The organism is Streptomyces cyaneofuscatus, assembly GCF_042718795.1.
Classification (GTDB): domain Bacteria; phylum Actinomycetota; class Actinomycetes; order Streptomycetales; family Streptomycetaceae; genus Streptomyces; species Streptomyces cyaneofuscatus_A.
The window spans coordinates 17,926-43,298 of the sequence record NZ_JBHXOX010000014.1; the positions used below are offsets into that span (position 1 = coordinate 17,926).

The 25,373-nt window shown below is 66.5% G+C and carries 34 protein-coding genes; 8 read left to right on the forward strand and 26 right to left on the reverse strand.

Features of this window, described 5'->3' with window-relative positions:
- Positions 1–22: 22 nt before the first annotated feature.
- The 8 genes from ACFWRT_RS17615 to ACFWRT_RS17650 form a co-directional block, all read right to left on the reverse strand.
- The gene (locus ACFWRT_RS17615; RefSeq protein WP_380949736.1) at positions 23–346 is read right to left on the reverse strand and encodes a hypothetical protein; all 324 of its coding nucleotides are present in this window, start codon (positions 344–346) and stop codon (positions 23–25) included.
- Between the two features lie 83 nt (positions 347–429).
- Positions 430–618 (reverse strand): hypothetical protein, encoded by a 189-nt coding sequence (locus tag ACFWRT_RS17620; protein WP_365549132.1) that lies wholly within the window; start codon positions 616–618, stop codon positions 430–432.
- 16 nt (positions 619–634) lie between these two features.
- The gene (locus ACFWRT_RS17625) at positions 635–997 is read right to left on the reverse strand and encodes a DUF6251 family protein (RefSeq protein ID WP_380949735.1); all 363 of its coding nucleotides are present in this window, start codon (positions 995–997) and stop codon (positions 635–637) included.
- Between the two features lie 100 nt (positions 998–1,097).
- On the reverse strand, positions 1,098–1,274 hold the full coding sequence (locus ACFWRT_RS17630; protein ID WP_380949734.1) for a hypothetical protein: 177 nt from the start codon (positions 1,272–1,274) through the stop codon (positions 1,098–1,100).
- Positions 1,274–1,612, reverse strand: a complete 339-nt coding sequence (locus ACFWRT_RS17635; protein WP_380949783.1) for an RRQRL motif-containing zinc-binding protein — start codon at positions 1,610–1,612, stop codon at positions 1,274–1,276. The genes ACFWRT_RS17630 and ACFWRT_RS17635 overlap by 1 nt, the downstream gene beginning before the upstream one ends.
- Entirely contained in the window at positions 1,612–2,481 is an 870-nt protein-coding gene (locus ACFWRT_RS17640) for a protein spdB (protein ID WP_380949733.1), read from the reverse strand. Before ACFWRT_RS17640 ends, ACFWRT_RS17635 begins: the two co-directional genes overlap by 1 nt.
- A complete protein-coding gene (locus tag ACFWRT_RS17645) occupies positions 2,478–2,747 on the reverse strand; it encodes a DUF6284 family protein (protein ID WP_380949732.1) in 270 nt (89 codons plus the stop codon). Before ACFWRT_RS17645 ends, ACFWRT_RS17640 begins: the two co-directional genes overlap by 4 nt.
- 93 nt (positions 2,748–2,840) lie before the next feature.
- The gene (locus tag ACFWRT_RS17650; protein ID WP_380949731.1) at positions 2,841–3,281 is read right to left on the reverse strand and encodes a protein kilB; all 441 of its coding nucleotides are present in this window, start codon (positions 3,279–3,281) and stop codon (positions 2,841–2,843) included.
- Positions 3,282–3,792: 511 nt separating this feature from the next.
- Here ACFWRT_RS17650 and ACFWRT_RS17655 point away from each other — a divergent pair.
- On the forward strand, positions 3,793–4,638 hold the full coding sequence (locus ACFWRT_RS17655) for a sigma factor-like helix-turn-helix DNA-binding protein (RefSeq protein ID WP_380949730.1): 846 nt from the start codon (positions 3,793–3,795) through the stop codon (positions 4,636–4,638).
- A 56-nt stretch (positions 4,639–4,694) separates the two neighbouring features.
- Positions 4,695–5,447: a protein phosphatase 2C domain-containing protein gene (locus ACFWRT_RS17660; RefSeq protein ID WP_380949729.1), complete on the forward strand. Its 753-nt coding sequence runs from the start codon at positions 4,695–4,697 to the stop codon at positions 5,445–5,447.
- 194 nt (positions 5,448–5,641) lie between these two features.
- On the opposite strand, the gene darG is transcribed toward ACFWRT_RS17660, so the two are convergent.
- The 16 genes from darG to ACFWRT_RS17740 all read right to left on the reverse strand — a co-directional run bounded on the left by darG (position 5,642) and on the right by ACFWRT_RS17740 (position 16,691).
- Complete coding sequence (darG, locus tag ACFWRT_RS17665) at positions 5,642–6,718, reverse strand: type II toxin-antitoxin system antitoxin DNA ADP-ribosyl glycohydrolase DarG (RefSeq protein ID WP_380949728.1); 1,077 nt, start codon at positions 6,716–6,718, stop codon at positions 5,642–5,644.
- A gap of 45 nt (positions 6,719–6,763) precedes the next feature.
- On the reverse strand, positions 6,764–7,441 hold the full coding sequence (gene darT, locus ACFWRT_RS17670; protein WP_381121313.1) for a type II toxin-antitoxin system toxin DNA ADP-ribosyl transferase DarT: 678 nt from the start codon (positions 7,439–7,441) through the stop codon (positions 6,764–6,766).
- A gap of 443 nt (positions 7,442–7,884) precedes the next feature.
- A complete protein-coding gene (locus ACFWRT_RS17675) occupies positions 7,885–9,048 on the reverse strand; it encodes a tyrosine-type recombinase/integrase (protein WP_380949727.1) in 1,164 nt (387 codons plus the stop codon).
- A complete protein-coding gene (locus ACFWRT_RS17680) occupies positions 9,048–9,248 on the reverse strand; it encodes an excisionase family DNA-binding protein (RefSeq protein WP_030701141.1) in 201 nt (66 codons plus the stop codon). The genes ACFWRT_RS17675 and ACFWRT_RS17680 overlap by 1 nt, the downstream gene beginning before the upstream one ends.
- 2 nt (positions 9,249–9,250) lie before the next feature.
- Positions 9,251–10,648 (reverse strand): replication initiator protein RepSA, encoded by a 1,398-nt coding sequence (repSA, locus tag ACFWRT_RS17685; protein WP_380949726.1) that lies wholly within the window; start codon positions 10,646–10,648, stop codon positions 9,251–9,253.
- Entirely contained in the window at positions 10,645–11,331 is a 687-nt protein-coding gene (locus tag ACFWRT_RS17690) for a DNA cytosine methyltransferase (protein WP_380949725.1), read from the reverse strand. The genes repSA and ACFWRT_RS17690 overlap by 4 nt, the downstream gene beginning before the upstream one ends.
- A gap of 5 nt (positions 11,332–11,336) precedes the next feature.
- Positions 11,337–11,531: a hypothetical protein gene (locus tag ACFWRT_RS17695; protein ID WP_380949724.1), complete on the reverse strand. Its 195-nt coding sequence runs from the start codon at positions 11,529–11,531 to the stop codon at positions 11,337–11,339.
- A complete protein-coding gene (locus ACFWRT_RS17700) occupies positions 11,519–11,719 on the reverse strand; it encodes a hypothetical protein (RefSeq protein WP_380949723.1) in 201 nt (66 codons plus the stop codon). Before ACFWRT_RS17700 ends, ACFWRT_RS17695 begins: the two co-directional genes overlap by 13 nt.
- A gap of 94 nt (positions 11,720–11,813) precedes the next feature.
- Positions 11,814–12,140: a SpdD protein gene (locus ACFWRT_RS17705; protein ID WP_380949722.1), complete on the reverse strand. Its 327-nt coding sequence runs from the start codon at positions 12,138–12,140 to the stop codon at positions 11,814–11,816.
- Positions 12,141–12,155: 15 nt separating this feature from the next.
- The gene (locus ACFWRT_RS17710) at positions 12,156–12,344 is read right to left on the reverse strand and encodes a mobile element transfer protein (protein WP_097892716.1); all 189 of its coding nucleotides are present in this window, start codon (positions 12,342–12,344) and stop codon (positions 12,156–12,158) included.
- Positions 12,345–12,364: 20 nt separating this feature from the next.
- On the reverse strand, positions 12,365–13,042 hold the full coding sequence (locus ACFWRT_RS17715; protein ID WP_380949721.1) for a DUF2637 domain-containing protein: 678 nt from the start codon (positions 13,040–13,042) through the stop codon (positions 12,365–12,367).
- A 38-nt stretch (positions 13,043–13,080) separates the two neighbouring features.
- Complete coding sequence (locus ACFWRT_RS17720; protein ID WP_380949720.1) at positions 13,081–13,770, reverse strand: SpoIIE family protein phosphatase; 690 nt, start codon at positions 13,768–13,770, stop codon at positions 13,081–13,083.
- A gap of 46 nt (positions 13,771–13,816) precedes the next feature.
- Entirely contained in the window at positions 13,817–14,005 is a 189-nt protein-coding gene (locus tag ACFWRT_RS17725) for a hypothetical protein (protein WP_380949719.1), read from the reverse strand.
- An 87-nt stretch (positions 14,006–14,092) separates the two neighbouring features.
- Positions 14,093–15,343 (reverse strand): FtsK/SpoIIIE domain-containing protein, encoded by a 1,251-nt coding sequence (locus tag ACFWRT_RS17730; RefSeq protein ID WP_380949781.1) that lies wholly within the window; start codon positions 15,341–15,343, stop codon positions 14,093–14,095.
- Positions 15,344–15,444: 101 nt separating this feature from the next.
- Positions 15,445–15,777, reverse strand: a complete 333-nt coding sequence (locus ACFWRT_RS17735; protein WP_097892702.1) for an SCO3933 family regulatory protein — start codon at positions 15,775–15,777, stop codon at positions 15,445–15,447.
- A gap of 134 nt (positions 15,778–15,911) precedes the next feature.
- Positions 15,912–16,691: a GntR family transcriptional regulator gene (locus tag ACFWRT_RS17740; protein ID WP_380949718.1), complete on the reverse strand. Its 780-nt coding sequence runs from the start codon at positions 16,689–16,691 to the stop codon at positions 15,912–15,914.
- Positions 16,692–16,709: 18 nt separating this feature from the next.
- On the opposite strand from ACFWRT_RS17740, the gene ACFWRT_RS17745 reads away from it, so the two are divergent.
- Positions 16,710–17,174: an NUDIX hydrolase gene (locus ACFWRT_RS17745; RefSeq protein WP_078859442.1), complete on the forward strand. Its 465-nt coding sequence runs from the start codon at positions 16,710–16,712 to the stop codon at positions 17,172–17,174.
- Between the two features lie 6 nt (positions 17,175–17,180).
- Here ACFWRT_RS17745 and ACFWRT_RS17750 read toward each other — a convergent pair whose 3' ends face one another.
- Positions 17,181–18,020 carry an NERD domain-containing protein gene (locus tag ACFWRT_RS17750; protein WP_380949717.1) on the reverse strand — a complete coding sequence of 280 codons (840 nt, stop codon included), beginning with the start codon at positions 18,018–18,020 and terminating at the stop codon, positions 17,181–17,183.
- Positions 18,021–18,733: 713 nt separating this feature from the next.
- Here ACFWRT_RS17750 and ACFWRT_RS17755 point away from each other — a divergent pair.
- From ACFWRT_RS17755 to ACFWRT_RS17770, 4 genes are all read left to right on the forward strand, one after another.
- Complete coding sequence (locus ACFWRT_RS17755; protein WP_380949716.1) at positions 18,734–19,807, forward strand: DUF262 domain-containing protein; 1,074 nt, start codon at positions 18,734–18,736, stop codon at positions 19,805–19,807.
- Positions 19,804–20,556 carry an MAE_28990/MAE_18760 family HEPN-like nuclease gene (locus tag ACFWRT_RS17760; RefSeq protein ID WP_380949715.1) on the forward strand — a complete coding sequence of 251 codons (753 nt, stop codon included), beginning with the start codon at positions 19,804–19,806 and terminating at the stop codon, positions 20,554–20,556. Before ACFWRT_RS17755 ends, ACFWRT_RS17760 begins: the two co-directional genes overlap by 4 nt.
- The gene (locus ACFWRT_RS17765; protein ID WP_380949714.1) at positions 20,553–21,662 is read left to right on the forward strand and encodes a DNA cytosine methyltransferase; all 1,110 of its coding nucleotides are present in this window, start codon (positions 20,553–20,555) and stop codon (positions 21,660–21,662) included. Before ACFWRT_RS17760 ends, ACFWRT_RS17765 begins: the two co-directional genes overlap by 4 nt.
- Positions 21,663–22,181: 519 nt before the next feature.
- Positions 22,182–22,529, forward strand: coding sequence for a transcriptional regulator (locus tag ACFWRT_RS17770; RefSeq protein ID WP_380949713.1), 348 nt, complete (start codon positions 22,182–22,184; stop codon positions 22,527–22,529).
- An 87-nt stretch (positions 22,530–22,616) separates the two neighbouring features.
- Here ACFWRT_RS17770 and ACFWRT_RS17775 read toward each other — a convergent pair whose 3' ends face one another.
- The gene (locus tag ACFWRT_RS17775) at positions 22,617–23,501 is read right to left on the reverse strand and encodes a hypothetical protein (RefSeq protein WP_380949785.1); all 885 of its coding nucleotides are present in this window, start codon (positions 23,499–23,501) and stop codon (positions 22,617–22,619) included.
- A gap of 412 nt (positions 23,502–23,913) precedes the next feature.
- On the opposite strand from ACFWRT_RS17775, the gene ACFWRT_RS17780 reads away from it, so the two are divergent.
- Complete coding sequence (locus tag ACFWRT_RS17780; protein ID WP_380949712.1) at positions 23,914–25,368, forward strand: DUF1800 domain-containing protein; 1,455 nt, start codon at positions 23,914–23,916, stop codon at positions 25,366–25,368.
- Positions 25,369–25,373: the final 5 nt, after the last annotated feature.

The following is a 25,373-nucleotide window of genomic DNA, read 5'->3' on the forward strand; positions in this document are numbered from 1 at the left end:
GGCCGGGTCCGGCCGCCCCCGCTCAGCTCCGCTCGGCCCGCTGGACGGCCCGCTCCGCGAGGCGGACGCGCTGCTCGGCCTGCTTACGGGCCTCGCGGGCGGTCGCCTTGTCGGCGCGCGGGGCGGTGCGCTCAACGGCCTTGGCGGCGGCCAGGTCCTGGCGTGCGTCGGCCTGGACCTTGTGCAGGGCGGCCAGCTCCAGGGCGCCGCGTTCGGCGGCGGCCTGGTCGATGCGCTCGATCCGGCGGCGGATGTCCGGGTCCAGGCAATCCGCCAGGGACTGCTTGAAGCCCTTGCGGAACAGCTTGCCGCGCTCGCGGGACTCGGCTCGGGTGTAGCTGTGCACGGTGACCTCCCGTGGTGGGGCCGGACTGTCCGGCTCCCCAACCACCCCCGAGCCGTGCTGGTTTCGGGGATGGCGGGCAGCCGTCAGGCGAGCCGCAGTTCGTGGGAGTGGCACAGGACGGGTCCGATCAGCAGCCCGACCCGGTGCACGGTCCACCGGCCGTTCGTGAGCGGCCCCGGGGGAACCTCATCGACGATCCGGCCGGTACGGCCGACCGCACGCGAGTCGTCCTCACACGCAACGATCAGTACCTCTTGACCTGCCTGGAACATGCAGCATCCCTCCTTCTCAGCGGCGTTTGCGGCCGGTCGGGGTGGTCTTGCCGCCGACCGACTTCACGACGGTGACGACGCCCCAAGCGCAGACGGCGGCGACCAGGGCGAGCAGGGCGAGGTTCGCGGCGATCGCGGTGAGCACCCCGACCAGGAGGGGGCCGAAGTAGACGCCGGCGGCCACCATCCCGGCGCCCATGCCGGAGCCGAGCGCGAGACGCTGCACCGTCCGGTCCGGCGGGGCCTGGTGGACGTGGACGACCTGCGGCACGGCCGTGGACTGCTGGTAGGTGGTGGGGAGGTGGTCGGTGTAGGCGGGGGTGCCGTCCGGGAGCTGCACGACGGCAGGCGGACGGGGGGCGGGCAGGTGGGATTCCACGCGGGTCCTTCCCTAGGCGGGCTAGTGCGGGAGTGCCCCGGGCCGGAGTCGAACCGGCTGACCACCCCCGCGTTCGTCGGGTGGCCGGGGCGGTGCTGCGTCAGGCGTTCGTCGGCTGCGAGGTGCGGGCCTCGGTGGCCTCGGAGGTTGCGGCGGATACGGCGAGCTGGGCGAGGAGCTCGGCCTTGCGGAAGTCGTAGGGGGTGATGGCCTGGTAGCGGTCTCGGTCCTTGGCAAGGAGGCGTTCGGCGGCGGCGCGGTACTCGGCGGCGTTCATCAGGCGGTGTCCTTCCGGGTGGGCGGGGTGTCGTGGCAGGTGACGCACATGCCGAGCGAACGCGGGATGCAATACCCGGCGTCCGTACGGCAGTTGGGGCAGGTGCGGCGGGCGAGCATCGCCGCAGCCAGAGCAGCGGAGCGGCCCGGCGTCATGGGCCGGACGGGCTTGGCGTGCTCGATGCGGTAGAGGTAGGCGACCAGCGGGGCCTTACGGCGGCGGGGCCGGTGGACCTCGGCCACGACGTCCTGACCACCCGGCCGCAGCCCCAGCGCGCGGAGCTGGCGGCGGGTGGCCAGACCATCGGGGGCGAGGCGCCACCGGTAGACGTCGGCCATCAGGCGGCCACGACGCGCTTCCACGCGCCCCGGAGCCGGACCTCGGATGCGGAGTGGCCGGCGGCCCGGAAGCGGGTGGACATCTCGCGGTAGGAGAGGGCCGGGGTCTGGCTGTGCCGGATCTCATCCACCAACCGGTCCAGCTCCGCATCCGTGAGCGCGGGCGCACTCTCCAGCGCGGGCACGGGGTGGGTGGGGCCCCAGACGGGGAGTTCCCAGGTGGGTGTGACGCCGGGTGTGACGCGGGTCGTCACGCTGGTCAGGGCCCTGCCGGTGTCCTTCCCGGACCGGGTGCTCTCCAGCGTCGACCAGGCGCGGGCGAGGGTGGTGGCGGTCTGTGCCTGGACGCGTGCGACGCGCGCCCCGGCCTGCGTCACAGCAGCCAGCCGCGTCTCCTCCGTGCCCGCCTCGGCCCGCAGCCGGGCGCGGGCCACGGCGGCTTCGTCGCGTGCTTCCTGCTGGATGCCCTGGATCGCCTCCAGCGCGGACCCGGTCAGCGCGGTCCGCTCCCACATTCCGTGGACCAGCCACAGGGCCTTCGCGGCCAGGGGCAGCCAGGCGACGGCCAACCATGCTCCGGCGCTGGTGTAGGCGGTGGCGGCGTGGGCGACCAGGACGCCGGTGGCGACCAAGCCGAAGAACCAGCCCACGGCGGTGACGGGGGTGGAGTGGTCGCCCTGTGCGGCGAGGCGGCGTTCGTAGGCGAGGGTGGCAAGCCACCCTCCATCGATCCCCAGCCCTACCACCAGGGCGATCGGCCAGGGCATCGCCGTGCCGAGCCACATCACGACCACGGCCAGCGTGAGGACCATGGACACCGCCGTCATCGCGACGGCCGGCAGAACCGTCCTCGCGGCCGGGGCACTCATGCCGCACCGCCGGAGACCGTGAGGGTGGCGGCGCGGTTGGCGAGGTCCCGGCGGGCGGCCAGCACCCGGCGCCGGGCCCGGCGGATGCGCTGCTGGTCCAGCTCGGTCGGGGTGCGGTCGATGGTCATGATCTGCGCGTCCAGCAGGTCGACGTCCGCCAGAATCAGCGGCATCTCCGTCTCGATCGCGTCCAGCTCGGCGTTCGGCGGCTCACCGTCGAACGGGGCGGCCGTAACAACGGCCTGAAGTGCTGCGATGCTCTTCATGAGTCGTGTTCTCCCTAGCAGGATGTGCGGCTCGAACAGCGGCCCCGGTGTTCCTGCACCGGGGCCGCGCTGCGTCGTGAACGGGTTGGAGTGTCAGGCGGCGGCGCGGACGAGGTCGTCGGCGGCCTCGATCGCGGACCGGCGGTAGAAGTCGAGAAGCTCCCGGTTCTCCGCACCCCGCAGCGCGTACGTCGCATCGGCCGCAGCATGGGCAGCCACAGCGAGGTCGGGGGCCAGGATCGCCAGCGTGGTCAGCGGGGCGGTCAGGGCGGAGCGGGTGTTGTGACTGGCCGCACGGGCGGCCTGGTAGTCGGCCTCGGCCGCGCCGGAGAGTCGTAAGTCCTCGCGGACCCACATCGCCCGGCGGTGGTCGGCCAGCGCCGCCACCAGGGCGGTGACGGCCGCGATCCGGTCCCGCCGCTCCTCACGCCGGCGGACATCCGCACGGTCCGTACGGGCGGTGCGCTGCTGGAGCACGTAGGCGGTCACCGACCCCAGCAGGGTTCCCAGTACCGCGATCACGCTTCCCCACATCGTGGGCCCCTCTCGTTGGATGAAACCGGGTGTCCGGCTCCCCTCAGCCCCGCCCGTACGACACCGCCACAAGGGCGAGCCGGACGGGCGGGGGAGGCAACCGGCCGCAGCGCGAACTGCGGAAGGTGTGGCGCCATCTCTCTGCCTGGCGCTCAGCAGGGCAGCTCACTGCGGGTGGCACCGTGGCGTTCTCCAGGGCCGCAGGATCGTGCGTACCGCGCCGACGCGCCGTACCACTGCCGACGGCTCACCCGGCCGTCACGGGAGCAAGGGCTCTCACCTCACTTCAGTTCACTGTTCAGTTCTCAAAGACCGGACGCTTCCTTCAGGCCCGTTTCACGGAGCCCTCCGGACGTTCTTGCAGCTCAAACCACGGGTTGCTCGCCCCGAAGGTGTTGCCTAGGGGGGGTTGCCCAACCGCTTGATAGGTACCGTAGGCAAACCAGAAGCCCTGCGCAACCCCCTCTCGCGGTACAGTTTGAAAGCCCCCCTAGGCGAGGAGTGGAGAACCGTGGACGAGGACATGACGCGGGTCACTGAGATTGCGCAGCCCGTAGAGCGAGCTAAGGCCGCAATCGGCCTGATGGGGACCTATCAGTCGTGGGTCCTGGAGCTGTCCCGAGTGAGGCGCGAAGCCATCGAAGAGGCTCAAGCGGCCGGCATGACGCAAGCAGAGATCGCGAAAGAGCTGGGCGTGTCCCGAGGCCGAGTGGGACAGCTAGCGTCCGCCGGCCCCCCGCCGGAACGCGCCTTCTTTGGCACAGACCGGGTGACAATCTCTTTGGGAGGTAAGTACGAGGCTGGCAAGGGGCCCGATCAGAAGCCGAGCGAGGTTGTCACCAGGGAAGACCTCAACAACTTCGAGCATCTCCGAGGGATGCTCGCCGGCATGAAGCTGGATGCCGGGTACGAGGTGATCCCGCCTTCCGGCATCGTGAACTTGAATCGCGAGAACCACATCGTCGTCTGCGGGCCACGACTGTCCCCCATCGTCGCCCAGGTGCTAGAGGGGGATGACAACCTGCGCTTCGAGAAGGACACGGCCTGGCACCTGGTCGACCGGAAGGCAGGCACCGAGTACCGGTCGCCAATGGACGAGGACGGCTCAGCAGGCGACTTCGGATACCTGGGTCGGCTTCCTCGTCTCGATGGGCGGGGCACCTTCCTGTACATCGCAGGTGTCCATGCCATTGGGGCCAACGGGGTCGTCCACTACCTGCAACACAACCTGGCTGAGCTGTACCGAGAGGTTCGTACTCGCCGATTTTCGACCTTGATCTCTTGCCGCTACGACCCCAAGACCCTTGAGGTGCTCGAAAGCCGCAGGGTCACTCCGCTGTACCGACACGAGAGCTGAGCATGCGCGTATCCATTGACACACTCCCGGGCGGAGCCAACCCGAATGAAGATTGGGTGGCAGGCACACCTTCGCTGGCGATCGTCCTTGACGGGTTGAGTACCGCTGGTCTCAGCACGGGTTGCAGCCACGGAGTCCCGTGGTACGTCGCGCATCTCGGGGGGCAGTTGCTCGCGTCTCTCGCGGAACCGGACCAGTCGCTCTCCGACGGCCTGGCTGAGGCCCTAGAACGGGTCGCCCACCTCCACCCTAGGTGCGACCTCAAGAACCCGGGTACCCCGTCTGCCACCGTGGCCGTTCTACGCCGCCGGTATGAAGTGCTCGATCACCTAGTGCTAGCTGACTCTCCCATCGTGCTCGCAACGAGTGGAGACTTCACGGTGCTAACTGATCTACGCGTCGACTCCGTACTACCGGAGATGCGAGCCGAAGTAGAGCAGCACGAGACCCACACACCGGGGCACCGGGAGGCGCTGCAACGATTCGTCCTCGCCCAGCGGCAGGTCCGGAACACTACCGACGGCTACTGGGTGGCCGCCGGGGACTCACGAGCGGCAGCGCACGCCCAGACAGGGAGCACCCCGCTCAAGGAGATCCGCGATGCAGCGGTCATGTCGGACGGGGTGTCACGACTCGTCACGGAGTACCAGACAGCGAGCTGGGACGACGTCTTCACCACCCTCAGAACCAAGGGTCCTCGCCGCCTGATCCAGGACGTGCGGGAGACAGAGGCGACAGACCCCACCGGGCGGCGGTGGCCTCGGTACAAGTCGGGGGATGATGCCGCTGTGGCTTACTGCCAGTGGTGAAGAGGCTGTCGCAGTCTTAGTTGACTGACGCTTCCCGCAACCTCTGCGGGTAGACCGACCACCGGTGCTGCCCGCGCCCATCGCAGGTCAGACGCAGGCGGAGCCAGCCATCTGCAAGCCTGCTGGTGGCTAGCTCCGCGCTCTGCGGCTCGGTTTAGGGGCGGTGGGCAGGCGTTACAACTTTCTCTACCTCGTCAAGGGCTAACTAGCCTGCTATCTACAAGCCTCTCCCACGCGCTAGCAATATGCGCTTCAGTGAAGAGAAACTTTTTTCGCCTGCTCCACTCGTGAACGATCTTTGCCACTTCGCTTGGGCCGTCTGAAGCAGATAGCCCTCCAGATTTCGCTGCCCAGTGCACTGTAGCCAAGAGTTCCAACCCGTAAGCAGATTGAAAACCTTCTGTGACGTCGGTTACGAACTCACACCTGCTTCGCGTCTCCGGCGATGAAGCGAGAATCTTTTCCGCTTCATCCCTCGCTCCAGAAACTAGCTCAAGTGGGTCCAGCGCAAGGACGGAAGCCGTTCGGTCTCCGTATCCACGCAAGTAGTGACCTTCAATCGCCTGAAGAACGTGGTTAAGGTTCTCGGCATATGGCCCGTAATTCCCCTTAGAGTAGGCCAAGCGGAGAGATTCTCCAGATTCCTGCAATAGGTACATCAGCTTTTGAATCTCAAGCAGTGATGCACCATTAGGAGCCTCAGGGTCCTCAAACGTACGAGCTTCAACATAGCGCCCCACTAGGCCTAGCAGCGCAGCTCTGCCATGAGACATGTTGGGCTTCTTGGTTCCCACTCGCATGGCGCCGGCCTCCGGGGCACCCTGAGGGGGATAGAGCAGCACCCGTACGCCCTCAAGGTCGCTCAAGTGTCTATAGATCAGCGACCGAACCTCGTCCCACTGCAGCCCACCATTGCCGCACCCGAGGGCGGGGATGGCAATAGAAGTGATGTGGTAGTCACTGATTATCGACACTAGGGACTTAAGGCCGGATTCAATGTCCTGCAACCTGGAACGCGAGCGCCAGTGACCCTTGGTGGGAAAGTTGACGATATACCTTTGATCCCCAAGCCTATGCGAATCGTAGATCAGAATATCACCGAGGACGAGTTCTTTTCGATCACACGCCGCCTTATAGGCTTTGAAGTTTTCCGGGAAGGCCTGCTTAAATTGCAGCGCGACCCCCTTCCCCATGACACCTACAGTGTTAACCGTATTGACAAGTGCATCTACTTCGGCGTCGAGTAGGTTGCCGTGAGTCTCTTCAATCATGGGGACACCTCCCTGTTCGCTCGCGTATTTCACTTTCGATGCACCCTAATAATACCACTCACGCCGAACTCGCACCTCCATTGGATGCGAATGCTGAGTCAAAATATGCCGAACGCTTGCGGCCACTTCCTCATTCATGACAGCAATCCCAAGCATTGCCGAAAGCGGAGCCGTCTCGTGCATTAGGAATTCTGCCATCCTCCTCCTCTTCCTGTCGGGATCTTCCGCCGTGTCCCTCCAGATTCGAGCCTCCATGACAGCCCAATCCACCTGATCAAGCTGCGCGAGGTCGTCATAATAAGTTGTAATCCGACTAGCACAGTTGCCGTCAGTAAAGAGAAATGGAATTCCTTGAACAGCCATCTTCTGGGCGGTGGAAACCAGATAGATCAGGGGCCCCTGGCCCTCCTGGTACTCCGGAACGCGTCCACTGTTAATGCAAAGCATCATAGGGGAGCGTGGGGCGAAGTAAAAGGGCACGTAGTCGGCAGGAACTCCGCCTGGAGGTTTAGGGACGAGAAGTCCTCTCCTGCGCGACTTAACTCCCCGATCGCCAACCTCGACCCGCATCAGATTGCGCGTTTGACTATCAGCAAAGAGCGCTTTGGACTGAATTATGTTCGGGAGGTTATTAATGTGCGTGAAGTGATAGATAATCCGATCTGGCAAGACGGCATCCCTCCCAGCCACCCAGTACCCCATGGTCACGCAGTGCCTCGCCATGGGGGAGGAACCTGCATCGACACTCTCTCACGGGGCACTGACAACGACGCTTCAAGCGCGGGAGATTCAGACTTCGACGATGTTGGGCCCAGACAGCCCTCGTCGCAGGTTTCGCACTGCAGGTGGTGCCCACGTTGATCAGCAGGAGGCGTGCAGCGCGCGCCTCGCGCTCGGGGTCGTACAGTTTGCGGCTGGTCGGGGTCGTTCGGTCGCGGGCACGCACCACCTATGCACCACCTATGGTGGTCAGCCACGGTCAATCAGGGGTACGTGCACGGGCAGCAAGCGTTGCCACCGTAGGTCCATTTTTGCAGGTCAGAGTAGAGCTATGGGGCCGAGGAGCCCAGATTCCCAAGCTCAGAGCGCGAGTTCGATTCTCGTCACCCGCTCCACGACTGAGGCCCAGGTCATCGACCCGGGCCTTGTTTGTTGTCTGGACCACTTCAGGCGTCGCGTGCCCGTTCCGTGCCCGATCGCTGCTTGGCCTGCTCCTCCTGTGCCCGGAGCCGTGCGGCGCGCACGTGAGCGTCGATGCCGTCGGCCACCTCCTTCTGCCGCTCGGTGTCGGAGTGCTGGTAGATCAGCGCGGCCCGCTCGGTGGACTGGCCGGCGCGCACCATCGTGTCCTTGAGGGTCGCCCCGGAGCGGGTCGAGAGGGTGTGCCCGGTGTGCCGGAGGTCGTAGAAGCGGAAATTCTCCGGCAGGCCGACCTTGGCCCGAGCCTTGCGCCACTTCCGGCCGAAGGTGGAGCGGCGGAACGGCTTGCCCCTCTCCCCCACGAACAGCAGCCCGTCCGGCGTCTTCTCGGCGTACCAGTCGAGGTGGCGCTCCAGATCGGTCGCCATGAACGCCGGTAGCACGAGGAACCGTCGACCGGCCGCCGACTTCGTGTCCCCGGGAGCGCGACGGCCCGTGGTCAGCTCAGGTTCAGCCGTACGGACCCAGACCCCGACGTTCTGCAGGTCCACGTCCGGGCGACGCATCGCCGCCTGTTCCTCGGGCCGGGCCGGTCCGTACGCGGCGATGTAGACCATCAGCCGCCACCGCGTGCCCATCGCGTCGGCCAGGGCATCGACCTGCGGGACGGTGGCCGTGGGGCGTTCCTCCGCCGACTCCTTGCCCGCGCCCTTGATCCGGCACGGGTTGCGGCGGATGAGCTCGTCGTCCACGGCGGTCTCCATGATCGCCTTGAGGAGCCGGTACGACTTGGCCACCGTTGTCGGTGCTTCCGTCGCTTTCAGCCTCTCGGTGCGCCATGTCCGGACGGAGGGCGGCGTGATCTTGTCGAGGTCGACCCCGTCGAAGGTCGGCAGGAGGTGCAGCCGGAGCAGGCGGCGGTACAGCTCGTCCGTCGTCGCGGCGAGGTCACGCTCCTCCACCCACCGGAGGGCGTACTCACCGAAGTTCACCTTGCCGGCGTCAGGGTCGCGCCAGTCCCCTGACCGAACCTCACTCTGCCGGTCGGCAAGCCAGTCATCAGCGTCCCGCTTGGTCCGGAACGTCTCGGGCGCCGGGCGGTCGATGCCGTCCGGGCCCAGGTAGCGAGCCTGATACCGACCCGAGGGGAGCTTGCGCACGCGGCCGAACTGCCGCTTCTTGCCCGCCATTAGGCGACACCCCGCAGACGACGCGCGGGCGTGACCGTGTGGGCGGCCACGAACGCCTCCACCACGTGCTCCGCGATCCGGACGTGTCGGCCCACCTTCACGTACTCAATGCGCCTTTCCGCGATCAAACGGCGCGGGAACCGAGCGGTCGTGCCCAGCAGTTCAGCAACCTGCTCAACGGTCAGCAGCCTGTTCGTCATGATCAGCATTCCCCTGCCTCTTCGAGTTCGGCGCGGTGTTCGCGGGCGGTTTCGCGGTTGTGCTGGAGGTCGCGGTGGATGTTGGCGGCGAGCCAGGATTCGCCGGGGGTGTGGCCGTTGCCGGCGTAGGTCCAGTGCGCGAGCGTGAGCGTGGTGGCCTCCGGGTGGTCGTCGGGGTCGGGGAGGCCGAGGGCTGTGCGTTGTTCGGCGGCGCGGTAGTCGGCGCGGACCTGCCGGAGGGCCCCGAGGGTGGTGGAGTAGGCGCGGGACTTGGTGGAGAAGTGGCCCCGGAAGCCGAGCATGTGGGCCCAGTCGCGCAGCTTGCGTTCCGGGTAGGCGTGGTGCAGGTCCAGGCACGCTTCGATCAGCCGGCGCGGGTGCTCGGGCACGTCGAGGAGCACGAGCGCTTCCTTGTTGCCGACCCGGTGGTCGACGGTGCCCGTGGTCTCGGCGGCTTTGGTGGCGTATTTGGCGACGTAGGAGGCGACGGCCTGTTCGGTGAGGTCTTCGCCGTTGCCGAACGCGCCGATGGGCTGCACGTCGAGCTGCGTGCCCCACCGCAACGTCCAGCCGTCGTTGACCCCGGCTTCCGGGTTGGCCGGCACGTCGACTTCGACGCGGGCGGCGGCGGCGCGGATCGCGTCGTCCAGGAGGTCGAGGGTGGCCCAGGCCGGGGGCGGTGTGTCCGGGCCGTCGGGTCCGTCGAAGCGGATGACCGCGTGGAAGTGGACGGCCCCGCGCTTTTGGTACTCCGCGACCTTCCCGAAGGACACCTTGGACTGTTCGCGGGCGGCCTTCTGGGTGAGTCCGGCCCGGCGGGCAATTTCGCGGCGGAGGTAGATCGTGAAGTAGCGCCAGAGGTCGGATGCGTGGTTGTTCCACAGCACCGCCCCCGCGTAGTCGTACGTCTCCGGATCGAGCGGCGTACCCAGCTCCGGTGCGTCCTCCGGGTGCTGGGTGCCGCAGCGGCAGGTGCGGTTGCCGGGCCGGTTGTGGACCGGGCCGAACGACGGGGCCGTCAGCGTCGCGAAGACCCGGGGGTGGTCCCGGATCGTGGTCGGGGTGCCCTTCTCCGGATCGCCGGTGAGGCCGGCGCGGATGAGGTGGTAGGTGTCGCCGGCGTAGGTCCAGGCGCAGGCGGGGCAGCGGGAAGCGCGGCGGTTGCCGCAGGCGATCCGTAACCGGCCGCCGGGCTCGGTGTCGGTCGAGTAGTGGTGCAGCAGGGTGCCGGTGGCCCGGTCGATGGTCTTGGTGGCGCCGGTGAGGTGGATGGGTTGGGAGCAGCCGCCGGTGCGGCGGAGTTGTTCGGAGAGGCGGTCGAAGCCGGGAGACCCGACCACCCGGAGCAGATCGCCCAGGGTGGTCGGGTCCAGGCCCGCCGTGGTGGCGGTGTCGCTCACACCAACACCTCCTGCCGTGCGGTGGAGAAGGCGGTGCCGATCCAGCGGGTGTAGGCGGGCGGGATCGCCTCGGTCAGTTCCTCGTGGACATCGGTCCAGGTGATGCCCATGGCCTGCTGCATCTCCGGGACGGTGGCTTTGCCGCCGCCCTCCCCGTACGCGGCGACGTAAGGCCCGTCCCGGTAGATGCCGTGGCGGTAGCCGCGTACGTAGCCCCGGTGCCGGCGGTGGACGGGGGTGAGGGTGTTCCAGCGGCCCAGCTCGAAGTTCCGGTGCCGGATCACCCCCAGGCCGAACATCTCGCCGCACAGGGAGATGTCCTTGCGGATGGCGGCGCGGCCGTTGGGCTGCTCGATCACGTACGGCAGGCCGGTTCGTTCCAGCAGTTGGCGGGTGGGAGCCACCAGATCGCGGTGGTCACCGCCCCAGCCCTGGGAGGTGTTCGTACCGATGGTGAGGGCGCAGCCGGCCTGGCAGGGCGGCGAGGCGTGCACCAGCGTGTACCGGTCGATGTCACCCGTGGTCGTGAGGCGGTCGAGGTATTCCAGGGCGTCGCCCCGGTGGTAGGCGAAGGGGTAGTTGGGGCGGTCGGCGATGTCGCAGCCGTCGACCTGGAATCCGGCGAGGTGGTAGCCCCAACCGGCCCCGCCGGCGCAGGAGAAGAGATCCAGGACGCGGCGCATCGCGGTCACCATCCCATCCGGTCGTGAGCGGCACCGTGATTCGCCGTGTAGCCCTCGACCAGGGCCTTGACCTGGCTATCCCCGGTGGCGGTGGCCGCGGCTCCGCAGTGGCAGACGGCCGAGCCGGTGGCGGGGGCGGTCGGGGACGGCTTGCTGACGTGGAGACCGGGGCGGTCCGGGGTGGGGGTCAGGTCGGCCATGGCGCTAAGGCCCCGATCCGGGTGTGGGCGCGGGTGGGGGTGGTGTGGCCGGTGCCATGGCAGGCGGGGCAGTTCGCGGTGATGGTCTGGTGCTGCCCGTCGGGGGTGGTCTGACCGGTGGTGATGGTGACGGTGGGGAAGCCGTCGCAGTGGCCGCAGATCGGTCGGGGCGGGGTGTGCTGGGGCATGATGGGATCTCCCTTTCGGGTCCGTTGGATCTGGAAGTGGGTTGGGCGCCCGGGGCGGCGGAAACTTGGCGGTTGAGGCCGCCCCGGGGGCCGGTTAGCGGTTGTTCGGGCGGTTGAGCAGCGAGCGCAGGACCACGGCGCACACGGCGACCGAGGCGGCGGTGATCGCGGTGGCCAGGAGCATCGAGACGAGGACCGTGCCGATGATCAGGACCATGGCGGTCCCGCCGGCGGCGGCCACGAGGAGCGAGCCCGGGGTGAGCTGAACGGCCGGCCGGGCGAGCGGAGCCACGGGAGCCGGTGCCGGAGGGGTGGTGTGGCAGGTGCAGGCCGGGGGGTGCACGAGGCCGGTGAGCGGCGGGACCAACGAAGTCCTCGGGGTGGGTGCGGTGTCCGGGGGCGGGATCTTCGGCGTGAACACGGGTGGGGCCTCCTGTCAGGGGTTGCAGCGGTGGGTGCGGGCGGCGAGTTCGGCGGCGGCGCGGCCGTGGTAGTCGGCGGAGAAGTCGCAGCGGGGTGCGGTGCAGGCGGCGACGTGCTTGGTGCGACCCCGGCCGTCGTAGTAGGTGCCGACCTGAACGGGGCCGAAGCGGGCCACGTTCGTGAAGCGGTTCGGGCGCGGCATGACGTGAACCTCCTTGTGGGTTAGGTGAGTTGTGCGGTGATGGCGTCGGCGAGGGGTGCGGGGACGCCGAGGCGGGCGCGCAGGGTGGCCGCGTCGATCCGGGCACCGGTCGCGGTCTGGTGGGCGTCGGCCAGCTTCCGGGCGTGGTCGAGCAGCGCCGGCGGAACAGTCGCCGGGGCGGGAGCCGGAACAGGCAGTGGGGCGGGGTCGGCGGACGGTGCCGGCGGAAGTTCCGGAGCCGCTTCGGGAGCCCGTTCCACCGTCACGTCCGGGACCGGCTCAGCGGCCGGAGCAGCCAGCGGTGCGGCAGCCGGGACGGGGTCCGGTTCGGCGGGCGCGGTGGTGGGGGCGTGGACGAGGAGGGTGCCGCCGAGGAAGGCGAGGACGGGCCAGCCGGCGACGAGGATGCGCAGCCAGGCCGGAACGTTGTCCAGGTCGAGGAGTCCGGCGGTGGCGACGTTCGCACCGAGGGACGCGGCCAGGGCGATGACGAACCAGGCCCAGGCGGCGCGGTTGTCGGCGGTGGTGCGCATGCGCCGCCAGGCCGCGACCAGGAGCAGGTCGACGCTGACGGGGTAGGCCCAGGCTTTCCAACCGTCCTGCCCAGCCGCTTCGGCCAGGTCGTGCAGGTGCGCGAAGGACAGGGCACCGGCGATCACGGCCTGGATGAGTACAGCGTCGATACGAATGCGGGACACGGGGTTCACCTCCTTTCCGGGGCAGGGAGTGCGCCGGGCTAGGCGGTGCGGGAGATGACGACGACGGTGGCGTCGTCCCGGTAGCCGTCCTGGTCGGGCCGAGCGGCGGCGACCAGGGCGTCGGCAAGGGACTGGGGGTCCTGCGCGTGCTCGCGGACGAGTGCCACCATGTCGTCCAGGGGCATCTGGTCGTGGACGCCGTCGCTGGTGAGGATGAGGAGCTGGTCGAGGACGCCGGCGGTGTAGACGGTGCCGATGCTGGCCCGCGCCAGGCTCGTACGGAGCCAGTTGTCGTGCTCCCGGGCGATCTCCAACGAGACGCCGTTCGCGCGGAGTTGGGCTCCGACGGTGTGGTCGTCGGTGTAGAGCTCCAGTCGTGTGCCGTCCCAGCCGTAGGCGCGGGCATCGCCGGTCCAGTTGACGACGGCGACCTCGTCGTCGGGGCGTACCCGGGCGGTGACCGCGACCGCGTCGGCTTCCTCACCGTCGGCGCCCTCGTCCGCGATCAGCTCGGAGGCGGTCAGGAGCCCGGCGAGCGGACCCCGGCGCGCGGAGATGCGAGCGGCGGTCTCGGCCAGGAGAGGCGCGGTGCGCGAGGTGTGGGGGCCGTGGCCGATGCCGTCGATGACGGCGGCGCCGACCGTGCCGTCGAACAGGACGTAGACCTTGGCGGCATCGGCGTTGTCGGCCGCCGTTCCCTCACGGGTGGCGATTCCGGTGCGGATCATGAGTGCTCCTTCTGTCGTGGGCTGGAGAAGTGGTTGGTGCGGTGTGTCAGGCGTCGGGGCTGGTGCCGGTGCCGAGGCAGTTGAGGCAGATGCCGTCCTGCTGGCCGACCGGGCGGCGCTTGCGGCCGACGCGGACCGTGGCGGCGACCATCCCGGACCCGTCACACGGCGAGCACACGGCCGGAGCGGTCGGGGCGGGATCCTTCGGGGGCTTGGTGGTCCGTCGAGGTGCCATGGCGGGGGTTCCTTCCGGTTCCGGGCATGGGCGGGGTAAGGACCTGGCGCGAGGCAGTTACGCCAACTGGACTTGCAGGGAGGGGTGTTAGCCGGTTGCCGGGCGGGGCTTGAGGAGCGACGGGCCCGGGGCCGGGGCGGCGGAGACGGCCGGCCGGAAGGGTGCCAGAGCGGCAAGGTGCGGGGTGAGGTGCGCGAACTCGTGGCAGATAGCCACGGCTTGGGCGGGGGTCATGGCGGGGGTCCGGATGCGGGACCAGCCGCCGGAGGAGTCTCCGGCCACCGCGACACCGGGACGGTCCGGGGGGATGGTGGTGGCGGCGAAGACCGCTTCGGGGGCGATGTCCCCGAGGGCCATTTCGGCGGTCTGCTTGTCGTTGACCCGGTGCACCACACGCCCGGTGAGCTGGGCACGAAGGGCGGTGGCTCCCTTGCCGAGGTCGGACCCGAAGCGTTGCCCGCACACTTCCAGGAAGATCCCGACCGCGCGGGCCATCTGCGCGAGCCGGATCATCCGCATCACCATCCGGTCCCGCCGCTCCTCGTCCTTCTTCGCGGCGACGAGGAACAGCTCCGCGACCTCGTCGACCAGGACGACCAGCGGCACCAGGCGCAGCTTCGCCGGCAGGCCCCACATGTCCGGGACACCATGCGAGCTGAGGAGGTCGAAGCGCTCCTCCATCTCACCCACGAGGGCTTCCAGCAGGCCGTCCGCCTCGTCCGGGGTGATGGCCAGGGCGGAGAGGCGGGGTGCGTAGCCGCGCTGTTCGACACCCCGCTTGCAGTCGATCCCGACCAGGCCGACCGGGAGCTTCGCCAGGCCGGAGATGAGGTTGCGCTGATACATCGACTTGCCCGACTGGTTCGCACCGACCGTCAGGGCGTGCGGGACCTTCTGATAGTCCCGGACGAACGCCGTACCGTCCTCCCGCAGCGCGACGGGGACCACGAGCGGGCCGGCGGTCGTGTTGCGCGGGAGTCGGCGGGGCATCTTCACGCGGCGCAGGACGTCATAGCCGGTCATCCGCAGTTCCACGAACCCCGGCTTCACCTCCACCACGTGCACCGAGTGGACGCCCCTGGCATGGCGGAGCCGTTCCGAGGCGGCGGACACGTCGGCAGGCTCCAGACCGGCCGGGAGACGAAGCGTCGCCCTCATGCCGGTGGTGGAGTAGCGGACCCGGCGGACCTGCGGGGGAACCGGCTGAACTTCCTGGCGGGCCACGTTGCGGACCATGAACGCCCGCAGGCGGGACGGCTGGACCGTCAGCCCGCACACATCCATCGTCGCCCGATACGTCACCGAGAACCGGACCCGGGCGACCGGGGCACCGACCAGCGATCAGAACACCCGAGGAGACCGGGCCTTCGCGTAACCGAGACCGCCGGCGGCCGATAAGGCCCCCGCAACCTCGATCACCGTGGACAGGTCCGACATGATCAGGCCCCCAGCGGGGTCACAGCGACCGCGCGGAAGCTGATCCCGTGCCGGGTCTGGCCGTTGAACGTGTTCTCCCAGTCGCGGGCCTTGAGGCCGACCACCGTGACCGGGGTGCCAGGGGCCAGGCTCTCCGGGACGCCCGTGTTCGGCACGGTCACCTGGTAGAGGTTGCCCTCACCCTCGTCCGCGACCAGCAGACCCACCGTCGCGAGCGGGGCACCGGTCTCGCGGTCGATCGCGATCTCACCGGTCTGCTTGCTCACGAGCTTCGGCGTCGGAGGCGTCGCGACGAACACGACAGCGGTCGAAACATCGATCTTGAAGGACGGCATGACTTCTCCTATAGAAGAGAGGATCTCCGTCACTCATGTACATGAGTGATAGGTAGAAGAGTGCAGGAGTCCTGTACATGAGTCAACCCGCCATGAGAAAGAATCTTGTGGCGGGCTGCGGTGTTGGTGCCCCGTCAGTCTCCTGCGGGAAAGCGGTAGTCCAATACGAACTGGTCAGCGGCCATGATCGTGTCGCACACCTCGACAACGCGGCCAGACTTCGTTTCCGCACTTCGTACGAGATGAATGACGGGAGACCCTGGGCTCAGAGCAAGGGCGGACGCCTCCGGCTTGGATGCGAGTCGCGCCCGCACCGTCTCGGTGAACTCCGAGAGGGTGTGCCCACGATCTTCAAGCCGGGCGTAGATCCCTCCGCCGCCGGGGTTCTCGGCGAACATCTCAGGGATGTCCTTCACCACGTCCCAGGGAAGATACGAGGTGGCTTCCTCGGTCGGGACACCGTCCCGGAAATACCGGCGCTTGCGCGCGAGTACCTGAGTGCCGGCCGGGATGCCCAGCCGTTCCGCGATCTCCTGCGGTGCTTCAACCGGGCCGATGAAGAGGACGTTCACGGACGGCTTGCCGCCAGATTGCTCGGTCTCCGCGATGTAGGCCGCCTTGCCTGCCTTCCGGTGAGACCGGCGGAAGCGATCCGAAGACTTGCGCTGCACCGGAGGGCGAGACCGGACGAACGAGCCCCGCCCGTGATGCGTTTCGATCAGCTGAGTCGTACGCAGTTCAGCGACTGCCTTGCGTACGGTCCCCGAGGCCACGCCGTAGCGGCCCATGAGTTCCGTCTCGCTTGGCACAGCGGCCCCAGCAGCCAGAGCCCCCGACCGGATTTGCGCCGCCAGGTCGTCTGCGATCTGGAGATACTTCGCCTTGGCCGAAGAGGCCACTTCACTACTCGCCATAGTCCTTCTCAGTCTCCTATTCTCATGTACATGAGTAACAGTCGCCCCGAGACCCCGTCAACGCCACTCCACTCCGTGTCCGTAGCCGGGGTGGTGATCCGCGAGGACGGGCGAGTCCTCACGATCAGGCGAGCCGACAACGGAACGTGGGAACCGCCGGGGGGCGTGCTCGAACTGTCCGAGGCCCCGGAGGACGGGGTGCGCCGCGAGGTATACGAGGAGACCGGGATCAAGGTCCAGGTCGACAGACTGACCGGCGTCTACAAGAACACGGCCCGGGGCATCGTCGCTCTTGTCTTCCGGTGCCACGCTGAGGGCGGCCAGGAGCAGCTTTCGGAGGAGTCCACTGCGGTCGAGTGGCTGACCCCGGACGAGGTGACCAGTCGTATGGCTGAGGTCTACGCAGTCCGCGTCACCGATGCACTGCTGAACGATGCGCCCCACGTCCGAGCACACGATGGCAGGAAGCTCGCCAACCGCTGAAAACCGTCAGAGAGCGCCAGACCAGGAACGTTGGTCACGCGCCACGGCGTATACGGCTTCCACCTGCTCAGGCAGCAGGGCTCCGGCCAGGGGTGCCAGGCTGGCCAGGGCTCGTTCGTTGAGGGCTCTTACGTCGCGCAGGGAGGGCACCACGGTCAGGTCGGCCGGACGAACGAAGACGAGCACGGGGTTGACTGCGACAGGGAAGCCGCATCCTCGTTCGAGTACGTCCCTCACGATCTCAGCCTCGCGCCGACTGTTCCGGAGGTACGGGCGCCCTTTCCCGTGGTTGATGCGGACTGCGTGGTCGCCAACCCAGACCGACTTGTTGCGACGGCCCCCCGTGTTGATCGAGAAGACACCACCGGGCCCTACCAGCAGGTGATCGATATCCCAGGTCGGAGACAGCGGTACGGAGTGGAGTGCACGCCAGTTGTGGCGGGACAGCCGCGCCAGCTCTCGACTGACGACGCGTTCACCTCGAAGTCCGGCTCTCCAGGGATCGGCCTCAGTCGGGCGGCGCAGAATCCATGAGAGGTAGCGCTCTACCAGGCTCGGCGAGACTTCCTTGATCTTTTCCCGCAGTGCGTCACCGGGCCGTCTCAAGGCCAGGTCGTATTCGGGTGGAGGGGGGAGCGGCGTCGATGCGACTGCAACGGGCGTGGTCGTCGCACGGGCCATGTAGGGGGTAAGGGCGTTCAGGATTGGCAGGCGTAACGCCTCGTCCTTGATCTCGATATGCCCAGTTTGTCGATCGAACCATGCCACGGCTGTTCCATCGGGTGTGTTCACGTAGAGCCGGTCCAGGCCATGGCGCTTCCAACTAGATACCCGCAACTCAGCCATGCCCGCCCCCAGCAGCCGCTTGCCCCGTAGCCACCATCGGACCAGGAGCGGACCTTACGCCACAAGACCGCCTGTCTCGGTGGCCCAACGAGCTGTTACAGGTTTCTCTACCTCATCAAGGCGCCCGGCTGCGCTCCGCTCCGCCGGGCGCGCTTCCCGGCTCTGGCTGCGCCCGCGCTCCTGCCTTCGGCCCGCTCGGCGCTGCCGCCGCCGACGCGCGCCCGCAACTGGATAGGCCCGTGGGGCATGAGACGAGAACCAAGCCGCGGCTTCAAGACGATGCCTCCGGCGGGGGCGCTCAGACTCCGGGATGGACGGGGCACCGTTCGCGAGTGCCGGCCGGAGCGGGGCGAGCGTCGTGGGGCTCCCATCCCGACCACCTTCGCCCCAGGCAGAGCCGAGCAGTCGCGGCCCAGGGCGTCAAGGTCGTTCGTACAGTGGCGCGCTCCACCTTGACGCCCTGAACCACAACCGCTCCACGGTGTGTGGGTCGAAGGCGGACGGGATGGAAGCCGGGGTAGGTGGGGGCGAACGGTTACAGGCAGACGTAGTTGCACAGCACGCTAACGGCCCCCGAACATCGCCCGCCCTGGGCACAAGCTCCGCCGCAGGAGTCTTGAATCACCCAGGTTCGCAAGACAAGGCGTGGCATGATCGTGTATGAGCAGTCAGCTAGCATGGCAAGGTTTCCGACACGCGCATGGGGATGAATCATGACAAACGGCGATTTGCTGATCACGCCAGACGAACAAGCTGCGGCGGAACAGCAGATCGTCGAACAGTCCAAGCGCATCGACTTCTACATCACCGAGTACACCGTAGAGATTCTCGCTAGCAAGATGCGCGCCGGAGAGTACATCGTCCCCCGCTACCAGCGCGCCTTCACCTGGGAGGCCGAGCGCAAGTCGAAGTTCATCGAGTCGGTAATCATGGGGCTTCCCATTCCTTTCGTTTTCTTTTGGGAGATGCCCGATGGAAAGCTAGAAGTAGTGGACGGCTCTCAGCGGTTGCGGACCCTCGAAGAGTTCATTCTTGGAGACTTCCGCCTCGGAGACCTCGATCAGCTGTCCTACATCTCCGGCTTCAAGTTCGCCGATCTCCCTGAATCTCGTCAGCGAAAGATCAAAAATAAATCCATCCGCGGAATCGTATTGAACGAATACGCCGACGAGTCCGCCCGTCTGGACATGTTTGAACGAATCAACACCGGAAGCAAGATTGCCAATAAAGCCGAAATCCGTCGCGGCGCGCTCGCTGGCCCGTTCCTTGATCTCGTAATTGAACTTGCTGATGACCCATTGTTTAGGGAACTCGCACCCATCAGCGACAAGCTCAAGGACGAGCGCGGGTACGACGAACTCGTAACCAGGTTTTTCGCCTATGGTGACGGCCTGCAGGAGTACAAGGACCGCCCCGCAGACTTCATCTTCCAGTATGCAAAGAAAATGAACCGCGCATTCGCAACGGACGCTAGCTTGGCCATCTCTTACACCAGGCGCTTCCGTGAAACTATGCAATTCATTGATAGGGTTTTCCCTCACGGATTCAGGAAGACACCCAGCGGCAAGGCAACACCTCGAGCCCGTTACGAATCCATTGCGCTCGGATCTTACCAGGCACTGCACGATCGACCTGAGATTCGGGACTTTAGCCGGGAGCGCTTTAACGTCCTGGAATGGACTCAGGGCGATGAATTTATGGAGAAGACCGGTTCCGATGGAGCCAATGCGCGCGCCCGCCTTGAAGGGCGTATCGAATTCGTGCGAGCACGTTTGGTTAGCGCATGAGCACTTCGGATCTCATCCCGTTCTTCGAGGAACGCTCTAGTGAAGTAGAGAGCTACATCGACTTTCTAGAAAAGATCGAAGAGGCAACCCGACAGGGTGTACCTCGCATCGCCAATTCGGACTACCCGATTACAGCGAAGCAGCAAAAGATTCTCTACTCCAGCGTCTACCTACAGCTGTATAATCTCGTGGAAGCCACCATGTCGAGATGCATTTCGGAAATAACAGAGGCGGCAGCTAATTCCGGACAATGGCAGCCCCATGAGCTGAACGAAGCCCTCTTGCGAGAATGGGTACGGGCGATGGCTCGCACCCATTCAGACATGTCCGCAGAGAGCCGCCTTAAGCACGCCCTGGAAATGAGCGCTCACATCGTCCAGAAGATACCGGTATTGCCCTTCAAGATTGACGTGGGCGGCGGGGGCAACTGGGACGATGAGGTAATCTACAAGATGGCCGAACGCCTGGGGTGCACCTTGACCCTCACGCCTCCGACCCAAACCGGTGTCAAGCGCAAGAAGCGGGATGGGCTCGGGCCCCTGCAGCTCGTGAAGAACCGCAGGAACGGGCTGGCTCACGGGTCCATTTCCTTCGTCGACTGCGCTGACGGAGTGCTGGTGAGTGAGCTTCGCGAGATGTCGCAGAGCGTGGAGGCTTACCTACGTGAAGTGATTTCGTGTTTTGCAAGCTACGTTGATTCACACTACTTTCTCCGGCCCGACAGTAGGCCAAGCGGTGATACGACATGAGTAACGAGAATCCCCCCGAGATCTCTGCGGTTGACCTCTTCTGCGGCGTGGGAGGCCTTACCCACGGCCTTGTCCAAAGTGGCATCAATGTCACTGCCGGCGTCGACCTGGATCCGCACTGTCGTTTCCCCTTTGAGGCCAATAACTCTGCGCCTTTTCTTGAGCGGGACGTGAAGGACCTGACAACCGATGAACTGAAACCCTTTCTTTTCAGCGGTAAGTATTCCCTGCTCGCGGGGTGCGCGCCATGCCAGCCGTTCTCGACTTACAGCCAGAGCGGGCGCAGCAAAAAGCGAGGAATGGACTGGCGGCTTGTCCTCAATTTTGGCTCAATGGTTCGAGAGCTGCAGCCAGACCTTGTAACTATGGAGAATGTCCCACAACTGACCGATCATCAGGTATTCACAGAATTCCTGGAATCACTAGAAGGATATTCTGTTTCTTGGTCGGTTGTGGAGTGCACAAAAATTGGAATCCCGCAGTCTCGCAAGCGTCTAGTTCTTCTCGCATCGAAGCTGGGAAGTCACGGGCTTGACCTAAGCGCATATTTTACCGATAAGCCCAAGACTGTCCGCCAAGAGATCGGAAAACTTCCCGCCATTGAGGCCGGTGAGCAGCACCCGAAGGACCGGCTTCATGCAGCCTCATCTCTAAGTGAAATTAATATGCTCCGCATGAAGTCTTCTAAGCCTGGCGGAACGTGGCGGGACTGGGATCCGGAACTGGTTGCGGCTTGCCATAAAAAGACGTCAGGATCAACCTATCCGAGTGTTTACGGTCGCATGGAATGGGATGCACCTGCGCCCACAATCACAACTCAATGCTTCGGTTACGGAAATGGGCGATTTGGGCATCCGACACAGGATCGAGCGATCTCTCTACGAGAGGCCGCCATGCTGCAAACATTTCCGAGGAGCTACAAGTTTTTGAAGCGAGGAGAGCAGGTGACCTTCAGCCGCCTAGGAAGGTTGATCGGGAATGCTGTCCCAGTACGACTGGGTGAAGTCATCGGGAAATGCCTCGTTGATCACGTTAGTTCGTATGAACGTGGCGACGTTAGCCTGCCCACAGCCACTTCATGGCAAGAGCCGGCGCGCCTTTTCTAAAAGACTAGGATGCGAATCGAACACCCCCATGTCGACGCAGCCTAACGGCACTACTGGCCAAGTTGCCAAAGATGGTTGTGCGACCGTCCGCAGGGCCATCTCTGAGGCCTTTGAAGTACCGATACATCAACCACGGACGGCGGCCCCTGCCTGGAATCGCGAAGGCCGTCAGAAGCCAGGATCTTGTCAGCACACCCTAGGCATGCCTCAACCGAGTTGTGCCAGGGACGCAGAGTTCAGCACTCCACTTCATGCCCGATCCATGCCCGGAGGGGCGGTCAGCCACGGTAAATGGCGGGCGTCGAAAGCAAGCTCTGAAGGCCACCTCGATACCCGTTATTGCTGGTCAGAGGGGTGCAACCAGACGAAAGAGCCTTGATTCCCAAGCTCAGAGCGCGAGTTCGATTCTCGTCACCCGCTCCACATGAAAGCCCCTGGCCGACGGCCAGGGGCTTCTTCGTCGGGTCACCTTGGATGCGTCCGGTCGGCTTCGGCAACTTCTCCCTGGATAATCGACGTATGGCATCACAGCCCAGTCTTTCCGATCTCCGCCGTGCCAAGTTCGCCCGGCGAACGCCCGCAGCACTCTCCGAGCTTGTCGGCCCCGAGCACGGCACGGTGCGCCTGCCACTTCACCTGGCATGGTCGGGGCTGACCACGTTCGACCTCGACCAGCCACGGCTGCGGATGAGCTATTACCGCATCGTGTTGGCCGAGGGCCAGCACGACGACCTGGTCCGGTACCTCAACCGCGGCCTCCTCGTCAGCTTGTGGCCCACGCTGCGCACATTGATCAGCCGTGATGTCCGTGAAGTCTGGGAACACGCCTTCGACGAGCTGGCTCACAGCGCCCAGGCCGCTGCGTGAGCTCACCGATCTGCACCGTCGCCTGCTGGCTGATGTACTCGCCGTGGGCGGCGCCTACCCCCTGGCGCTTACCGGCGGCTACGCAGTTCAGGCACACGGCCTGGTCGACCGGCTCAGCCAGGACCTCGACGTTGCGACTGAGAACCCCGATCCCGCCGAGGGATCGCGGCGCTGAGCGTGAGGTGGTGGTACGTCGCCCGCAAGCCGTACGGGGCAAAGCAGGTGAGGCAGGTCCGCAGCGCGCTGTGCCGGCGATGAAGGGGAAGGCGGGCATCGCGCACGTGCGCTCTGTGGGTCAGGAAGCTGGTCATGGTGAGCGCGCCAGGTCCAGGGCCCGTGCCGGGGCGGTAGTGACGGAGCGGCGTATGCCGGCGGGTGTTGTTCGGCCCAGGCTCCGGCAAGGCTGGGGAAGTCCTGCATATCCCGCTCGGCGTCGGTGACGAGCCTGCGTACCTGGTCTGTCGGCAACTCGGTCACCAGGCTGACGCCCATCCCGTGGGCGTCGAGCGTCAGCCGGACGATGTCGCCGACGCGTTCGGCCATCGAGGAGGGCTCGTGGCCGAAGTGGGCGCCGCCGGTGCCGTCGAGCACGTCCGGCCGGCCCCGCCGAGTCTCCGGGCCGTTGCAGCAGCCCGGCTCGACGAGGACGGTGCCGGTGCTGGTGTCGGTCACCAGGAACCCGCCGGCGGCGAACAGGTCAGGTGTGGTGAGCAGCCTGTGCAGGAAGGTGCCGAGTGGATCGGTCGGGCACGGGCGGTGCTTCTCCTCAAGCTCGAAGTCGTCGCGGTCAGCGATCCGTATGACGGCTGTGCCGACCTCCGCCGGAGTCCGCTTCCCGTTCAGCACGAGGTAGCCGTGTGATTCGTGCTCGCCGACCGGCCAGAGTGCGAAGTCGTCGGCAGCGAAAATCTCCAGAACGGGTTGCATCACCATCACATGGGGACGATGCCGGACCCGTTGCTTCACCGCCACGGGCTTTCAGCTGCTACAGAGGACTCGGAGCGGGCTGCTGCCTGTCGGCTCATCTTCCGCCTGTGATCACCCGCTCCGTCATGGGACCTCAGGCCGATGACCTGGGGCGGACCTCCTCGGCGCGGATCCGCACGGCGCTCGATGAGTGCGCGCAGGAGGACATCCCGGCCGCGGAGCGGCCTCGGAGGGTCCGCGACGTGTTTCTGACGCCTGGTGCCTACGAAATTCGCCACCAGTTGGCCATCGTCGCACCACCGGAGATCGTGAAAGCCGCACGATCGGCGTTCGTGGTCCTGAGGGACACCCGAGACCTGCGATCACGGAGCGATGACTCGTCGGACTCCGGGGATTCACACGGATTTCCCACGCTCCCCTGACCGGGTCGGGACAGTGGCCCGGCACGCTCACCGGTATGGGACGCACACTCGATACCAGGGCGCGGGTCACGCGCCTGCTTCAGCGCGCGGGGTTCGATGCCGGTGCGGATGCGGTGGACGCCGCCGCGCGGGCCGGGTTCGACGCAACCCTCGACCGGGTGCTGGGAGAGGCGGTCGACGGCGGCATCGACGCCACACCCGCCCCTCGGCTGGGGCCGTTGCCCCCTCGCAACGCGGAGGCGCGGGAGAAGCAGAAGGGACGTGGGCAGGACCGGCCGGCCGGCAGTGCCTCCGGTCCCGCCCGACCGGCTTCAGAGGCCGGCGGAACGGCTGACGCCGCCGGTGAGTCGGACGGTGAGGGCGCGGCCGATCCCGTACGAAAGGCGTACCGCCAGGCTCTGCGTGCGCAGCGGGAGGAGCTGACGGTGTGGTGGCTGGACCGGATGGTGGCCGCCGAGCATCCGTGGCAGGAGAAGCGCACCCTGCTCTGGCACAACCACTGGGCCACCTCGATCCAGAAGGTGAAGTCCGGCGCGGCGATGCTCCAGCAGAACGAGACGCTGCGGCGCCTCGGCGGCGGTGACTTCCGGGCGCTGGCCCGTGCCATGGTCGTGGACCCCGCGTTGATGGTGTGGCTCGACGCGGGCGGCAGTACGGCGGAGGCTCCCAACGAGAACCTCGCCCGGGAGCTGATGGAGCTGTTCGTGCTGGGTGTGGGCAATTACACCGAGTCCGACGTGCGGCAGGCGGCGGCAGTTCTCACCGGGTGGACCGTGGATCGCAGTGCGAACCCCTGGAAGCCTCGCTTCCGGTCACGTCGCCATGATCCTGCCCCGCGCACCGTCGTCGGTGTGAAGGCGGGCTTCACGGCTCAGACGCTCGTGGATCATCTGGTGAGTCTTCCGGACTCGCATGCCCATGTGGCGGCGCGTATGTGGCGCGCGCTCGTGAGCGCCGAGAAAGGCCCTGACGAGGCCGCGCTCGGACGGGTCACCTCCGCCTACGGGAAGCAGCGCGACAGCACCGCGATGTTCCGGGCCCTGTTCACCGACGCCGCGTTCTCGGACGCCGACAACGTGCTGGTCAAGCAGCCGGTCGAGTACGTGGTGGGCAGTCTGCGGGCGTTGGGTGTCAGGCCGTCGAAGCTGCCGGAGAAAGTGCGGAGGCAGGTGGTGGTCCGGACACTGGGCGGGCTCGGGCAGGTGCCCTTCGCGCCCGAGAGCGTCGGCGGGTGGCCGGCCGGGGCCGCCTGGCTGACCACGGCGGCCGCGCAGGTGCGGATCGGGTTCGCGGAGGGCCTCGTACGGCAGGCCGATCTGAGTGAGGTTGAGCAGGCCTCCGTCGGTGAACGGCCCGAGCTGCTCGCCCGGAAGCTGGGCACCGGTGGCTGGGGCGACGCCACCCGCAAGGCGCTCGCCGCATCGGCGCAGGATCCGCGCAAGGTCACGGCCATCGCACTGACCGCCCCCGAACACCTCGTACTGAGCTGAAGGAG